Below are 13,801 nucleotides of genomic sequence, written 5' to 3'. Positions count from 1 at the left end.
CTTTCGGCCACCTGACGACGGCTTACGCCCAGCCTGCGTGCTAGTCGCGGCGATCCTTCGCGGCCCTTGCGCAGAGTGAAGGTCTGTTCCACTTGCACATCCAGCGCCGTCCGAGCCTGGGTCCGTTGGGACGGCATACGCTTGCGCCAAGCATAGTAGCCGCTTGGAGACACCGACAGCACTCGGCACATCAGACGCACCCTGAATGTGCCTTCGTGCGCTTTCATCGTTGCGTACTTCACTTGGGCTGTTTGGCGAAGTACGCCGCCGCTTTTTTTAGGAAAGCGTTCTCCTCCTCCAGCCGCGCCACTTCACGTTTGAGCCGTGCATGTTCGGCCAACTCCAAGCGTTGTGCCTGATCGTCCTGGTCGTGCCGCCGCGCCTGGGCGCGCCAACTGTACAGCTGGGCAGGCTGCAACCCCAGATCACGAGCCACCGTGGTTACCCCTTCTGTGGCCGCTCGCAACAGTGCCTGCTGCCTGAACTCCAGGCTGAACTCCTGCCCCTTTCTGCTTGCCTTGCTCTTGGTCATCGTCCACCTCCTATTGCGATAGTTAATCGCTTATAGGGGTGTCCGTGAAACGGGGGCAAGATCACATCGGGCAGCACGAGCTGATGCGGCTACGCAAGCTGCTTCGGGAAGGCGAAACCTGCTTTCCCACTGCTCCTGCACCGCAACAACTGGCCGTGGGAGCTTGGACCCTCAAGCTGGCAGATGCCAGCCGGGCAACTGCAATCGCAGAGAAGATGGGGCTCCGGGTTCGCCAGAAGATGATGCCGCTGCAATGCCCTCTCGCCGGCGCCCTTCAGCAGGCATCACGCACCGGCTTGCTGGATGCGCCCGCGCCTGGCCCGGACACGCGCGCATGGGATGGGCGAAACCAACGATGGTCAGACGACCAAGAGAAGTTCGACGGGGCTTCGATCTTTCGCTATCGCGGCAGCCAACGAGACACATACTGGGTACGCCACCGCACCGGCCCCTTCCAGACGGACAGCTTCCCGTGGGCATTGATGTTAGCCCGATGGGGCGATGGGGCACCGCTTGGCGTCCTTGCAGAAGACGGATGTCTAAAGTGGGACCCTGCGTTTCCTGCGATTCCATTGCCCTTGTCGAATTGGTGGACGCAGGAAGGCGGCGGATCAGTAGGCATCGGCTCTGACGGATCGATTCTCTTCCTCGGCGGCGGAGGACTTGGGCAATGGCAGGGCCACTTTGGCGGGCAAGATATACCACGAGCAGCCGGCCGCGACAGCGCGGCAGACCGGCGCGAGTTGGCATTGGGTATCCGGCGCAGAAGCTGGAAAAGGCATCAGGCCGCGTAAGCGGCTAGCTATCGGAGACCGAAGGACTTATGCGTGGAAGGCAGAAGAGAACAGAGTCCGCAAGGAAGCGGATCGTGCGGATGCTGGAGCTGGGGACGGAGCCCCATGAGCTAGAACGGTGCCTGCATGAGTCCCGCAAGCCCTTGATCTCGGCTGGTGCTAAGGCTGATAACCTGCCGAAGGGTTTGCGCCAACAAGCGGAGTTCGTCGAGAGCCTTTCCCTCAAAGCAGAGGAGCTTGTCTGCTCCTGGTTCAGGAAGAACGCGGATTTCTCTACCTGCGAAGATGCGGGCGCCGCAGCCGAGAAGCTCTTCGCAGAGCCCGATTGCAGCGACCGGACCGTGTGGCGGGCTGTACTGCGCGCGTTCTTCCTGCGGGACCGCCCGCCATCCGTCGCGCTTTGGCTGAGCGGGGCGGCGGCTCATAAGCGCTAACCGACCATCTCGCGCAGATCATCCTGTTGATACGTTCTGCGTCGAGGAGGTTCACGCAAGCTGGCGGCGATTTCCTTCCAGCGCTTCAGGCTATCGAGCAGCGAGAGCACTGGATTGACGGCTTGCATCAGCAGATGGCGCATCAGGGAGGTCTCGCGCCAGCGACATCGCCGTTTGCCCAGATGCGAGGAAGTAGCCCCAGGGGGAAAAACGCTCGCCCACCACGAGCAAGCTTTCGATCAGCAGCGAGACGAAGACCTTGCCTTGCAGCCAAGCCTTGGCGCCTTGGGGGTCGCTCTTCTTCAGGTGCCCCAGTTGCAGCAACGACTTCAGCCGCTTGAACGCCAGTTCGATCTGCCAGCGGTGGCGGTACAGTTCCAGCAATCGCTCAGGGCTTTCGCTGCATAGCGTACGTACTCACCACGACCACGTAGCCCGCCATTTCCAGCGTGCGTGGACGCAGCTTGCGTCCCTTGCGCTTGGCCGTGCGATGCAGTTTCTCCAGCGTGATGCGTGTTTGCCGGGCTGACTTCTTCAACGCACACACCTGTACCGGGATGATGCCCTGCGCATCGCGCAGCTGTGCGGGCCAACCTTGCACCTGTCCCACACGCAGGCGCCGCAGCCGTGGCAGAAGATCCAGCGCCTGCGCCTGTTCCTGCAGCTTTTCCAGCGGCAACGTCAACGTACTCATGCGCAAGATGACATCGCCTCCGTGATCGAGTACGTGCCGCACTCCTTGGCGATGCGCCAGGCCTCGATCCCCCATGAGCACGTCTCCGGGGCTGACCTCGAAGCGCGCCAACCCTTCGCCGACGCTGATCGGAGTGACATGCGCCTGCTCGCATTGCAGCGTGGACAGATCCAGTGCGTAATGCAGGCGCCAGGTCGATCCCGTAGCGCCAGGCTCACTGACCACGCTGGCATCGATCAGTTTGAGCGCCCGCCCCGCCAATACCGGCCTGGCAGAACCTGCCAGCCGCTCGATCATGGCTTGGCTCATCCAACGGAACCACTCGCCACTGCTGCGCAGTCGCTTGAGCAGGGCCACGTCGGAGACATCGGCCAGACCGCCTTCGCGAGCGCGAACCGCCGTCTCGCGCAACGAACAACCATCCAGCAAATGAATGAGCAGCACCCTCAACAACACCGACGCCGAGGTGATGCTGCCGTGGCTGTACACCATCGCGCGGCAATCGCGCGAAGCCTGCTCCCACCCCGCTGGAAGCAGGTGCTCGACGACTTCCCATTCCGGTCGGCCTGACTCCAGTTCGTCCAGGCCCCACCAGTCCTCGGCCAATTGCACTTGCTCATCTTTCATAGGGCCGAAGTTTGCCACGACCCTAGTCATACCAGTTAGCGCTTATGGGTGCGCCCCCCTTGCCTTCGCAGGCGCAGAAAACAACCGTTCGAGGATATCCATGCAAGCCATTCCGTTCCGTTTCACCGTGCTGGCGCTGGTCGCCGCCGCCTTCACGCCCGCCCTGCATGCACAAGACGGCGCGGCTACCGCTTCCGCCGGTGAAGCAGGCGCAGTCGACGTCCTGCCGCAGATCCAGGTGACGGCCGAACGCCGCGAGGCCAGCCTGCAGAAGACCCCGGTTTCGGTCGGCGTGGTTTCAGGCGAAAAAGTGAAGCGCCAGGAACTGCCGCTGCTCGGCGACCTCGTGGGCCGCGTGGCCGGCCTCTCGGCCGGCGGCGGAGCCGCCTCGGCCTACAGCTTCCTCTTCATCCGCGGCATCGGCACGCTGAGCCCCGCCATGCCCAATGCCGTGGCGCTGTATCTCGACGACGTCTACATCCCCCGCATCCACGGCAACGGCCTGCTGGCTTCCTATCCCGACCTCCAGCGCGTGGAGGTGCTGCGCGGGCCGCAGGACACGCTCTATGGCCAGAACAGCAGCGCAGGCGCCATCAAATTCATCTCTCAGGACCCGGACCCGCAGGGCACGAACGGCTGGGTGCGTGCCACGGCCGGCAACCACGGCGCGCTCGGCCTCAAGGGATACGCGAGCAGCGCGCTCAACCCCGGCGTCCTCGCCGCGAGCTTGGCCTTTGCCACCTACAGCGACGACGGATACATAGATGCCCCGCTGCTCGGCCGCAAGGTCAACCGCCTGCGCACCGACCAGTTCCGCGCCAAATTCAAGCTCACGCCCGGCGATGGGCTGGAGGCGGTGCTCGCCATCGACGGCACGCGCGACCGCTCCGACAGCCCGGTGGCGACGCCCTCGAACTATCCCGGCGGCAGCCCGACGACGACCTACGAGAACCGCGACCCGTCGATCCGGCGCGACATCGCCGGCGCGTCGCTACGGGTATCGAAGAAGCTGGACGCCAACACCGTGCTCAAGTCGATCACCGCCGTGCGCGGCTTCAACGACGGCACCTATCCACTGCTGCAGGACGGACTGCCGACCGATGCCTACGGCTGGCTGCAGAACAACGACCAGAAGCAGGCCTCGCAGGAGGTCCAGTTCATCGGCACGCACAACCGCTTCACCTACACCATCGGCGCCATCTACTTCCGCGAGAAGTGGCAGGTGGAGCGCCCCACCTGGACCGGCAACGCGAGCGGCACCTCCACCACCTACGCCGCCGCACATACCTGGATCGACAACACCAGCTATGCGATCTACGGCCAGACGAACTACCGCATCACCCCGGAGCTGGGCGTGACCGTCGGCGCACGCGCCAACCGCGACCGACAGGACTACCGCAACGCGGGCTACCGGTCGAACGCCGCGCTCGAACACGTTTCCACGACCTACGACACCGGCGAACTGCACCAGCGCACCTCCGGCGTCACGCCGAAGGTCGGCCTCGACTACCAGTGGACACCGGTACTGCTCACCTACGGTACCCTCTCGCGCGGCCAGAAGGCCGGCAGCTACAACCCCGTGGCGGCCTCGCTGGCCGTCGCGCAGGTGCCGGTCAACCCCGAGAAGGTCACGACTTACGAGCTCGGCACCAAGTTTTCGGCCTTCGGCAACCGTCTGCAGGTCAACACCTCCCTGTTCTACAACGACTTCGACGATTACCAGGCGTCGATCAGCACGCCGACGATCAACGGCGTCTACATCCCCGGGACCGTCACGCTCAACGCGGCGCGCGCCAAAACCTACGGCCTGGAGTTCGAGGCATCCGCCCGGCCCACGCGCCAGCTGACGCTGAACACGGCCCTGACGCTGCTGCAGGCCAAGTTCGTGGAGTTCAGCTCGGCGGCGCTGGCATCCACCACCGACTACACCGGCAACCGCCTAGCCTATACGCCGCGTGTCACGTTCGGTCTGGGCGCAACCTATGCTGTCCCGCTGTCCAGCGGCGCGGCCTTGCAGCTCAACGCCAACCTGCGGCACACCGGCGCCTATTTCACCGAGATCGACAACAGCGCGGACAGCCGCGTGCGCGCCCAGACGCTGGTCGATGCGGGCGCGAGCTATATCACGCCGGACAGCCATTGGACCTTCGCGCTCGAAGTCAAGAACCTCTTCGACAAGAGCTACGTGGTCAACAACAACGTCCGGCCGTCTCAGGGCGTGAACTCGCAGCGCTACAACTGGCCCCGCACCGTGCAGGCGAGCGTGCGCTACGACTTCTTCTGATGGCGATGGACCGCCGCTGCTTCGCCGCGTGCCGCCCGGCACGCCGGCCTGGAGCATGGGTTGGAAGCAGGCGATGGCCCGGTGGTACACCGCTCGACCGGCATCGCGGCCACGGTCGCGATGATGTCGCACCGCGATCCGCACAATTCCGCCTACAACCCGACCGGCCCGGTGGCGGCGTATGCGTACTATGCGGCCGATGCGGTCATTCACCAGCTATGCTGGCAACCCTGGGGCCGCTCGTGTGACAGGCGGCCGGTGTTGTATGGCCCCGCGCCGCAGGGAACGCACCTGTCGCAAGCCGTTGGCAGCCTCTCCCACCAGACATGATGAAAAAGTCCATCTTTTCCCTCGATTCGCCGGCGCTGGCGAAGCACTACGAGGAAACCAGCGTCACGCGCCAGTTCAGGGTGGGGCGCATGCTGATCGAAGCCCTCGGCGTGCATGCGGGCGACCGTGTGCTCGACGTGGGATGCGGCACTGGCCTGCTGACCGAATACGTCGCTCAGCTCGCGGGGCCGCAGGGCAGCGTGCGCGGCATCGACGTACTCGCCACGCGCATCGACATCGCCCGGAGCCGCAGCCACGCCACGCTGTCGTTCGACATCGGCGACGTGTACGACCTCGGCAGCCATCCCCCGGGCGGCTATGACGTCGTCTACCTCAATGCGGTCTTCCACTGGTTCGCCGAGAAAATCCGACCGCTGCAGCAGATCCACCGGGTGCTGCGTCCTGGCGGCCGCCTGGGCATCTGGACTGGCTCCAAGGGCCATCCCAAGCTGACGCAGGTCATCCGCCGCCAGGTGCTAGCACGCCCGCCGTACAGCACCTATGCCGAGTCGCGCCAGGGCGGGCTGTACCGGGTGAGCGCAGCCGAGCTCGGCGCGCTGCTCGAGGAGACGGGTTTCACCATCCACAAGATCGAGCTCTGTCCGAACACCAGCATCCAGCCCACGGCCGATGCCGCCATCGCCGCCTCGCAGGCGGCCACGTTCGGCAACTTTCTGGGCCACCTGCCCGAACCGCTGCGCATGCTGGCACAGGCAGAGATACGGGCCGAGTTGGAGCGCCATCGTCAGCCCGAGGGCATCCACGAGGGCGGCGCCCAACTGCTCGCGGTCGCGTCCACGCGGTAGGCCAGGCATGGCCGCCCACCGGCGGCCGCCTGTTCAAACAGGACAAGCGCGCAGCAGCGCGCGCCGGCAGACGGCGGCGCGTCAGACGTCCGGTGTGCAGATATGCGCATCGGCGGGCGCAGAACACCGTGAGCATCCGATTTCAGGCAGGCATGCAATTTGCCCAAGCACATTGCCGCAACCGCCGTTCGCGCAGACGCACACACCACGCCGCGGCATTCCTGCCATCTCTCATCGAAGCTTCCATGCCTCGTGCAATTTCGCCGGTCTCTGCAGAGCCGCCATTCACCTGACCCAGGCAGCTCCGCGCCGTCTTCGTCCCCGCACTTCCTGGCTGGCGCCGGCCGCGCTTTCATGGCCCATGCCGAGCCGGGCCCAGAAGGCGGCAGCAGCAGGCGGCAGCAGCCGCCGCCGAGGCGCTCCCCACCATCACGGTCACCGTGAAGAAGCGCGAGGCCGGTGCAGCGCACCCCCGTGTCGTGTCGGTCGGTGTGGTCGGCGGCCAGGCGGTGGAAGAGAAGGCCAACCGCGGCCTGACCTCCCTCGCAGGCGAATTCGCGGGTGTGCGCTTTCCTGATGCGCAGCCCGCCGCCGTGAATATCTTCATCCGCGGCATCGGCATCTCGCGCACGATCGGCAACCCGTCCGTCGGCTTCTACCTCGACGACATGTACCTCGCCCGCGCCTTCGGCCTGGGCTTTTCGGCGCGTTTCCCGACCTCGACCGCATCGCAGTGCTGCGCGGCCCCCAGGGCACGCTCTATGGCCAGAACAACAGCGCCGGCGCCGTCAAGCCGATCTCGCTCAACGGCGTGCCCTTCGCCGGGGCAGGCGAGCGCCTGACCTGCAGCACGGTCGGGCTGCTCGGCGGGCTGGCCGGGCAAGCCGTCGGCCTGCAGGCGGTATTCCTGCTGTTCGCACCCGTCTTCGCAGCGTTCTGGTGGAGGACGCTGCGCATTCCGCCCCAGCTTGATCCATCGCAAGAAGCGCACACGGTACGGCATCCAGGTCGCCAGCCTTGATCTCGCGCAAGACCGCTGTGCCGCTGCGGTCCTGTAATGGAAGCACCCCAACGCATCCATTCATCGATTGCACTGAAAGAGGACCGACCATGAAGAAGACGACCCTGTTCGCCGCCGCTGCCGCCCTGCTCGCCGCCGTGGCCGGCCCCGCCCAGGCCCAGCAGGCCGAAGGCCCCTGGCTCGTGCGCGCCCGCGCCGTGCATCTCGATTCCTCCAACAAGGACAGCACCGGCCTGGACCTGTCGATCAACGACAAGTGGCTGCCCGAGGCGGACTGCACCTACTTTTTCACACCCAACATCGCGGCCGAGCTGATCCTGACCGTGCCGCAGAAGCAGAAGCTCTCCTCCAGCGTGCTCGGCGGCCAGATCGGCACGCTCAAGCACCTGCCGCCGGTGCTGGCCGCGCAGTACCACTTCACGAACTTCGACGGCTTCAAGCCCTATGTCGGCGCGGGCGTGAACTACACGCGGTTCAGCAGCGTGCACCTGCCCGCCGGCGTGACCATCGACAAGAACAGCTGGGGCCCGGCGCTGCAGGTCGGCGTGGACGTACCCGTCGCGAAGAACATCTACCTGAACTTCGACGTAAAGAAGGTCTACCTCAAGACCGACGTGTTTGCCGCCGGCGTGAAGGCCGGCACCTTCAAGGTCGACCCGGTGCTCGTCGGCGTGGGCATCGGCTACCGCTTCTGACCGCATAACAACAGGGAGGCGAAGCGAAAAGGGCGCGGCGCAAGCCGTGTCCTTTTCTTCGTTCGCCCGACGATCGCTCGCGCGTTCAGCCGGCGACGGACGCGGCTTCGTCCACCTCGTGGTCACCGCAGCTGGCGCCGCCGCAGCCGTGGATGGCCTCGCGCGGCAGCGCATCGGGCGCATGCACGATACCGGTGGCCGGATCGAAGCCGGCGCGGCGCAGGTGCAGCGCGAGCGCGGCGTCCATGGTCTGCGCATGCTGCGGGAACCACACGGCCAGCTCGCGCGCCATCTGGCGGATCACCGCCAAGTCGCCGCGCGCGGCGCCTTCGCGCATCACCGACAGCACCACCTGGTGCTGCGTGGAGTGGCAGTTGGTCGACGAGAAGCGCGTGGCGCGCATCCAGCGGTCCTCCTGGCCGAAGTGGTCGTCGGTGTGGTCGACCAGCGCCTGCCAGGCCGCGGGCAGCGCCACGTCGCCGGCATGCTCCACGGCGGCGAGCAGGTCGACGAACTCGCGGTGCGTGTCGTCCATCAGGGGCAGGTCGAGCGCGAGCGCGTCGGACCATTCGAGTGCGGCCATGGCGGGATCTCCGTGCAGATGAAAAAGTGCGGGCCAGCTTAGGCGGCCCGCACCGTTGCCAGGTTGATCCACGTCAGCCGCGCGGTCCCTCACGGCAGCACGGCGGTGGCCTTGGCGCGGGCGACCACCCGGTCGGCGTCGGCGCGCAGCAAAAAGCGCTGGGCCACCAGATCGTCGGCCGCCGCGGCCACTGCGGCCACGTAGCCGTCCTGGTTGCCGTAGAGCTCCTCCAGCGACGGCCGGCCGTCGCCGGCGGCGACGCGCTCGGCCCGCGTCTGGTGGAACGGAATGTAGCTGCCCGTCAGGTTCGACAGGTCCACGATGCCCGGTGTGGCGACGTAGTTGAACTCGATGCTGGTGCCCAGCGGCGCGCGCGCCTCCACGCTGCGGATGCCGGCCTGTGTGAGGCCCGTCTGCGCATCGACCTGCGGCACCAGGATGGCGTAGCTGCGGCCGGTGTCGCGCGGCGGCAGCACGGTGGCGATGCCCGACTCGTCCTGCGGAAGGTACTGCGGGCCGAAGTCCAGCAGCGAGAAGCCGTTGTAGCGCGCCAGGTAGTCGAACGCCGGGATGGCCGTGTCGACGCCGGCCACCGGCCAGCGCAGGCCGCGCATCGCGGGAAAGACGAGTTTGTCGGGCCGCACCAGCGTGCCGTCGTCCAGTCGCGGCACCTGGCTGGCCGGCGGCTCGGTGCCGCGCACGACCCAGTCCTCCAGCGCCACGAAGAGCGCGCGGAAGGTGTCGTTGAAGTGCACGACCGTGCCGGCCGGATAGACGCTGGAGGCTGGCGCGTAGGTGATGCTGGCCGTGCCGCCGGCCCCGCTGTGCTGGGTGCTGGCGTAGTAGTAGACCCGGGCGTTGTCGGGCTGGGCGATGTCGCGCGTACCGTTGGCGTCGGTCAGCACCGGCGAGCCCTGCAGCTGCCAGAACTCGGTGCCCGAGAGGCCCAGGAAGAACTTCGGGCAGGTGTCGCTGGCCGCGCAGCGCGCCATCACGCCGCCCTTGCGGCCGCTCACGTCGTCCACGTAGTCCTTGTCGAGCCCGCGCGGCGCGGTCTGGCCGAAGGCCGTGTGGTCGGTGCGCAGGCCGCCGCCGCCGCCCGGTACGGCGAAGCGGGTGTTGACGTTGGTCTGCCGCGCGGCCACGTGGGCATAGATGCCGTCGAACACGCGGCTGCCGTCCAGCGCCTGATTGAAACCCAGGTGCAGGAAGGTCTTCATCGCGTTGCCCGATTGCGACGTGCCCTGGCCGATCGCGTAGCGGATGTGCCCGGCCAGCGGGTTGGCCGTGCCGTCGGCATCGGCCGCCTTGCTGCGGAAGAAGCTCACGGTGTCGCGCAGCGCGGCCAGGCCCACGCCCATGACCTTCGGGTCCTTGGCCACGTAGACCAGTTCGTAGAGGTAGGCGGGGTCGAAGCCGCCCTGGGGACACACGCTGGTGGCGCTGGCCGTGCCGGGGAAGGGGTTGGCCGCGTCGTCGCAGGTGGCGAATTTCCAGTCGCTCGCGGGCACCGGCACACGCGCATCGGTCTCGTTGGCGCGGCGGGTGAGCGCATAGCCGGGCAGCGTGTTGTCGAGGCTCGCCGGCTCGTAGGGAATCATCGTGCCGTTGAACACGCCGCCGGGCAGCGTCATCGCGGCCGAGCGCACGCTGGGCACCAGCTCGGAACGGTACGTGCCGGTGATGCTGCTGCCGTCGGCGTTCCTGGCGACCGGCACGGTCACGGTCAGGCGCTGCGGCGTGCTCTTGGGTACGTCGCCCTGCCAGGCCGAGTACAGCAGCACCATGCCACGCTCCAGGTAGACCGCGTCGCCGGGCGTCGCGGTCGGGTCGGGCATGGTGAGGATGTTGCCGCGGTTGGGCGCGTCGTAGCGCAGCACTCCGCTGGCCTGGGACATGTCCTTCGGCTTGAGCAGCACGAAGTCCGCGCTGTACTCGACCATGCCGCGCGCGTTGCGCGGCGCGAGCGCCAGGTCCTGGATGACCGCATTCTTCGGATCGTTCGGGTCGACCTCGCCGGCCAGCGTGCCGCTGACCTTCTCGTAGGCGCCGACGCTGCCGTAGCTGCCGGGAAAGCTCTCGGTGGCGGTGATGGTCAGGTGCTGCTGCGGTGCGGAGGTGCCGCCGCCTCCGCCGCTGCCACAGGCGGCGAGCGCGGCGGCCGTGGCCAGCGCGCCGGCCATGTGCAATCGGTTCATGGTTGTCTCCTGTTTTCTTAAAAGGGCTCAGCGGCAGGCGAAGTTCGCCGCGTCGTCGGTGCTGCCGCTGCCGCTGTAGACCGCCTTTTTCGGATACGGGCACAGTGGCCGGGTGCGGACCGCATTGCCCCCTTCGACGCGGCTGGCGACGATGCGCTCGGGCGCGCTGCCCTGCTCGACCCAGCGGTCGAGCGCCATGAGCACGTCGCGGTCGGCGCTGACCACGGGCGACGTGCCGCCCTGGTTGCCGAAGTTGGCAGTGCCGCTGCCGCCCGAGCAATGGCCCATGCCCGGCACGAGGAACAGGCGGAAAAAGTCGTCGGTCGCCGCCTGCGAGCCCTGGCGGCTGCGCACCTGCTCGTAGTAGCCGATGGTGTCGGCCGCGTTGACCACCGGGTCGGCCCAGCCCTGGTAGACGATGGCCTTGCCGCCGCGCGCCTTGAAGGCGGCGATGTCGGGGTTGACCTGGTCGACCAGCGGGCCCACGCGCTCGTCGGCCAGCTGCACGGCGCTGTCGTAGTCGAAGGTCCACCAGTTCCACTGCGGGTCGTCGAAAGTCCACAGCCGCCAGTAGTCGGCCCGCACCGGTTTGGTGCTGCCCCAATACCCGGACCAGCCTGCTTCGGTGCCGACCACCAGGCCCGGATAGAGCTGCGCGCCGGTGCGCGGGTTCCGGGGGCCGGCGTAGATCTTGCGCGCCACGGCCAGCTCGTCGGGCGTGAGGCAGCTGGCGGCGTCGCCGCTGCCGCCGGTGCACTGCAGCGACGCGACGTCGAAGACCGCGCTGGTGCAGGCGCGCGGATCCTCGATGACGCCATCGCGCACGCCGTCGAGCGCGTCGCAGGCCTTGACCGCGGCGGCCGTGATGCCGGCGGCCTTGGCGGCCGACAGGATCACCGGCGAATTGGTGTCGGGCTGCCGGTTCGACAGGAAGCGGTGCATGAACTCGACGTTGAGCCGCGTGCGGTTGTTGCCCGGCGCGCCGGCGATCACGCCGTCGAAGTCCTGCGGATAGCGCTGGATCTCGGCATAACCCTGGTGGCCGCCGGTGGAGCAGCCGTAGTAGTACGCGCGCCGCGCCCGGCTGCCCTGCAGCGCGGCGACGAGGCGCTTGGCAGGCTCGGTGATGGCATGGATCGACCGCGTGCCCCAGTCGATGATCTTCTCGGGATGGCCCTGTCCCCAGGCCATGTCCTCGGTCGTGTGGCCGGTGTCGCCACCGGCCACCGCATAGCCCTGGCGCAGCGCATGGGCCATGTCGCCGTAGCTCAGCTGCGGGCTGTAGCCGCCGTTGCCGGTGGCGACGAACTTGCCGTTCCAGCGCGCGCCCTGCGGCACCCAGACCTGGAAGTTGATCGACGAATCGCTGCTCGGCGTGGCATTGGCGTCGATACGGCAGAACGCCGGCAGATCGGCCAGCGCCGTCGTGCTGCCCGCGGGTGTGTAGCTGCCGGCGGCCACCGCCGTCACCGAGGCGACGGTGGCGCCCGCGAGATCGAGCCGCGCGAAGCTGGCCGCGTCGCAGGCCTTGGCGATGCCGTCACCCGAGGCGCCGCGGCCGCCGTTGCAGGCCGAGAGCGCTGCGGCGACCGCGATGCCGGCACCGAGGGCCATGGTGCGTGTGCGCCGGCCAAGGTGATGTCGCATGGGTTGTCTCCTCATGGTGTGCAAACGGGTCGCGGACGGACGAACGCGGCCCGGCCGGGAAGCTGCCGTGCGTTGTGGCAGGCCCTCGGCCCGCGGCGCAACTCACCGGCGCGCCGCGGTGACGCTACCGGCGGCGCCTCATTCCGGCTCGATGCCGGCGGCCTTGATTACGCGGCCCCACTTGGCCGTCTCCTCGGCCTGGAACCGGGCGAGTTCGGCCGGGCTCGTGGTCCACGGCTCGGAACCGGTGGTCTCGAAGAAGTTGCGCGCGGCCGGGCCGTTGACGGCCGCGACCAGCAGGTCGTGCAGACGCGCGACGATCGGCGCGGGCGTGTGCGCCGGCACGTAGGCGGCAAACCAGTAGCCCATGTCGTAGCCCTTGACGCCGGCCTCGGCGATCGTCGGCACGTCGGGCAGCTGCGGGCTGCGCTTGGTCGTCGAATAGCCAAGCGCGCGCAGCTTGCCGGCCTTGACCTGCGGCACGCCGGTGGCGGCGTCGGTGATCATGAAGTCGATCTGGCCGCCGAGCAGGTCGGTCAGGCCCTGCGGGTTGCTCTTGTAGGGCACGTGCAGGATGTCGGTGCCGCTCAGCTGCTTCAACATCTCGCCGGCGGTGCGGCTCGACGAGCTGCCGCTGCCGAAGCTCAGCTTGCCCGGGCTCTTCTTGGCCGCAGCCACGAGGTCGGCCACGGTCCTGTAGGGCGACGAGGCGTTGACCACGAGCACCTGCCCGCCCTTGCCGAGGCCGGTGACCGGGATGAAGTCCTTGACCGGGTCGTAGGGCAGCTTCCTGTAGAGGAACTCGTTGGCCGCATGCGTGGTGTTGGTGGTGATGAGCACGGTGTAGCCGTCGGCCGGCGCGCGGGCGACGAATTGCGCGGCCGGCATGCCGCTGGCGCCGCCGCGGTTGTCGATGATGACGGCCTGTTTCGTCTGGTCGGCGACGGAATTGCCGAGCGCGCGCGCGAGCTGGTCGGTCGCGCTGCCGGCGGCGAACGGCACGACGAAGGTGATCAGCTTGGCCGGCCAGTTCTGCTGCGCGAAGGCGGGCGCGGCGAGCAGGGCCACGGCGGCGAAAGCGGCGAAGCCACGGCGGTGCAGCGTGAATCGGTTCATGGTTTCTATGTCTTCTCGTTGGCAGGGGGCTGGGAAGGAC

The 13,801-nt window shown here is 67.6% G+C and carries 15 protein-coding genes and 1 pseudogene; 8 read left to right on the top strand and 8 right to left on the bottom strand.

Annotated features, from left to right (window positions below):
- A pseudogene (locus GAK38_RS12985) lies at positions 1-227 on the bottom strand (IS3 family transposase); the annotation flags it as partial.
- 11 nt (positions 228-238) lie between these two features.
- Positions 239-532 (bottom strand): transposase, encoded by a 294-nt coding sequence (locus GAK38_RS12980; RefSeq protein WP_325342377.1) that lies wholly within the window; start codon positions 530-532, stop codon positions 239-241.
- A 44-nt stretch (positions 533-576) separates the two neighbouring features.
- Between GAK38_RS12980 and GAK38_RS12975 the strand changes: the two genes are divergently transcribed.
- Complete coding sequence (locus tag GAK38_RS12975) at positions 577-1,326, top strand: hypothetical protein (RefSeq protein ID WP_325344744.1); 750 nt, start codon at positions 577-579, stop codon at positions 1,324-1,326.
- 74 nt (positions 1,327-1,400) lie between these two features.
- Entirely contained in the window at positions 1,401-1,760 is a 360-nt protein-coding gene (locus GAK38_RS12970; protein ID WP_325344742.1) for a hypothetical protein, read from the top strand.
- A gap of 90 nt (positions 1,761-1,850) precedes the next feature.
- Here the strand turns inward: GAK38_RS12970 and GAK38_RS12965 are convergent, their stop codons facing one another.
- Positions 1,851-2,144: a transposase gene (locus GAK38_RS12965; protein ID WP_325344740.1), complete on the bottom strand. Its 294-nt coding sequence runs from the start codon at positions 2,142-2,144 to the stop codon at positions 1,851-1,853.
- 4 nt (positions 2,145-2,148) lie between these two features.
- A complete protein-coding gene (locus tag GAK38_RS12960; RefSeq protein ID WP_325344738.1) occupies positions 2,149-3,081 on the bottom strand; it encodes a hypothetical protein in 933 nt (310 codons plus the stop codon).
- Between the two features lie 100 nt (positions 3,082-3,181).
- Between GAK38_RS12960 and GAK38_RS12955 the strand changes: the two genes are divergently transcribed.
- The 6 genes from GAK38_RS12955 (at position 3,182) to GAK38_RS12930 (ending at position 8,217) form a co-directional block, all read left to right on the top strand.
- Entirely contained in the window at positions 3,182-5,365 is a 2,184-nt protein-coding gene (locus tag GAK38_RS12955) for a TonB-dependent receptor (protein WP_325344736.1), read from the top strand.
- 60 nt (positions 5,366-5,425) lie between these two features.
- Entirely contained in the window at positions 5,426-5,695 is a 270-nt protein-coding gene (locus GAK38_RS12950; RefSeq protein ID WP_325344734.1) for a hypothetical protein, read from the top strand.
- On the top strand, positions 5,695-6,501 hold the full coding sequence (locus GAK38_RS12945; protein ID WP_325344732.1) for a class I SAM-dependent methyltransferase: 807 nt from the start codon (positions 5,695-5,697) through the stop codon (positions 6,499-6,501). The genes GAK38_RS12950 and GAK38_RS12945 overlap by 1 nt, the downstream gene beginning before the upstream one ends.
- Positions 6,502-6,941: 440 nt before the next feature.
- The gene (locus GAK38_RS12940; RefSeq protein ID WP_325344730.1) at positions 6,942-7,343 is read left to right on the top strand and encodes a hypothetical protein; all 402 of its coding nucleotides are present in this window, start codon (positions 6,942-6,944) and stop codon (positions 7,341-7,343) included.
- Positions 7,235-7,522, top strand: a complete 288-nt coding sequence (locus GAK38_RS12935) for a hypothetical protein (RefSeq protein ID WP_325344728.1) — start codon at positions 7,235-7,237, stop codon at positions 7,520-7,522. The genes GAK38_RS12940 and GAK38_RS12935 overlap by 109 nt, the downstream gene beginning before the upstream one ends.
- Positions 7,523-7,611: 89 nt before the next feature.
- Complete coding sequence (locus GAK38_RS12930) at positions 7,612-8,217, top strand: OmpW/AlkL family protein (RefSeq protein WP_325344726.1); 606 nt, start codon at positions 7,612-7,614, stop codon at positions 8,215-8,217.
- An 85-nt stretch (positions 8,218-8,302) separates the two neighbouring features.
- Here GAK38_RS12930 and GAK38_RS12925 read toward each other — a convergent pair whose 3' ends face one another.
- The 4 genes from GAK38_RS12925 to GAK38_RS12910 all read right to left on the bottom strand — a co-directional run bounded on the left by GAK38_RS12925 (position 8,303) and on the right by GAK38_RS12910 (position 13,761).
- Positions 8,303-8,800, bottom strand: coding sequence for a hemerythrin domain-containing protein (locus GAK38_RS12925; protein WP_325344724.1), 498 nt, complete (start codon positions 8,798-8,800; stop codon positions 8,303-8,305).
- 89 nt (positions 8,801-8,889) lie between these two features.
- Complete coding sequence (locus GAK38_RS12920; RefSeq protein WP_325344722.1) at positions 8,890-10,998, bottom strand: alpha/beta hydrolase domain-containing protein; 2,109 nt, start codon at positions 10,996-10,998, stop codon at positions 8,890-8,892.
- Between the two features lie 27 nt (positions 10,999-11,025).
- Positions 11,026-12,645 (bottom strand): tannase/feruloyl esterase family alpha/beta hydrolase, encoded by a 1,620-nt coding sequence (locus GAK38_RS12915; RefSeq protein ID WP_325344720.1) that lies wholly within the window; start codon positions 12,643-12,645, stop codon positions 11,026-11,028.
- Between the two features lie 138 nt (positions 12,646-12,783).
- On the bottom strand, positions 12,784-13,761 hold the full coding sequence (locus tag GAK38_RS12910) for a Bug family tripartite tricarboxylate transporter substrate binding protein (RefSeq protein WP_325344718.1): 978 nt from the start codon (positions 13,759-13,761) through the stop codon (positions 12,784-12,786).
- Between the last annotated feature and the right edge of the window lie 40 nt (positions 13,762-13,801).

The sequence above is a fragment of the Xylophilus sp. genome, assembly GCA_009914555.1.
Taxonomy (GTDB): Bacteria; Pseudomonadota; Gammaproteobacteria; order Burkholderiales; family Burkholderiaceae_C; genus WNDY01.
Note: the sequence above shows the minus strand (reverse complement) of the source record. Positions and strands in the feature narration are given on the sequence as shown.

What these genes read in the sequence shown, in the direction of transcription:
- GAK38_RS12980 (WP_325342377.1), bottom strand. Translation starts at nt 532, where the DNA reads ATGACCAAGAGCAAGGCAAGCAGAAAGGGGCAGGAGTTCAGCCTGGAG.
- GAK38_RS12960 (WP_325344738.1), bottom strand. Translation starts at nt 3,081, where the DNA reads ATGAAAGATGAGCAAGTGCAATTGGCCGAGGACTGGTGGGGCCTGGAC.
- GAK38_RS12955 (WP_325344736.1), top strand. Translation starts at nt 3,182, where the DNA reads ATGCAAGCCATTCCGTTCCGTTTCACCGTGCTGGCGCTGGTCGCCGCC.
- GAK38_RS12945 (WP_325344732.1), top strand. Translation starts at nt 5,695, where the DNA reads ATGAAAAAGTCCATCTTTTCCCTCGATTCGCCGGCGCTGGCGAAGCAC.
- GAK38_RS12930 (WP_325344726.1), top strand. Translation starts at nt 7,612, where the DNA reads ATGAAGAAGACGACCCTGTTCGCCGCCGCTGCCGCCCTGCTCGCCGCC.
- GAK38_RS12925 (WP_325344724.1), bottom strand. Translation starts at nt 8,800, where the DNA reads ATGGCCGCACTCGAATGGTCCGACGCGCTCGCGCTCGACCTGCCCCTG.
- GAK38_RS12920 (WP_325344722.1), bottom strand. Translation starts at nt 10,998, where the DNA reads ATGAACCGATTGCACATGGCCGGCGCGCTGGCCACGGCCGCCGCGCTC.
- GAK38_RS12915 (WP_325344720.1), bottom strand. Translation starts at nt 12,645, where the DNA reads ATGCGACATCACCTTGGCCGGCGCACACGCACCATGGCCCTCGGTGCC.
- GAK38_RS12910 (WP_325344718.1), bottom strand. Translation starts at nt 13,761, where the DNA reads ATGAACCGATTCACGCTGCACCGCCGTGGCTTCGCCGCTTTCGCCGCC.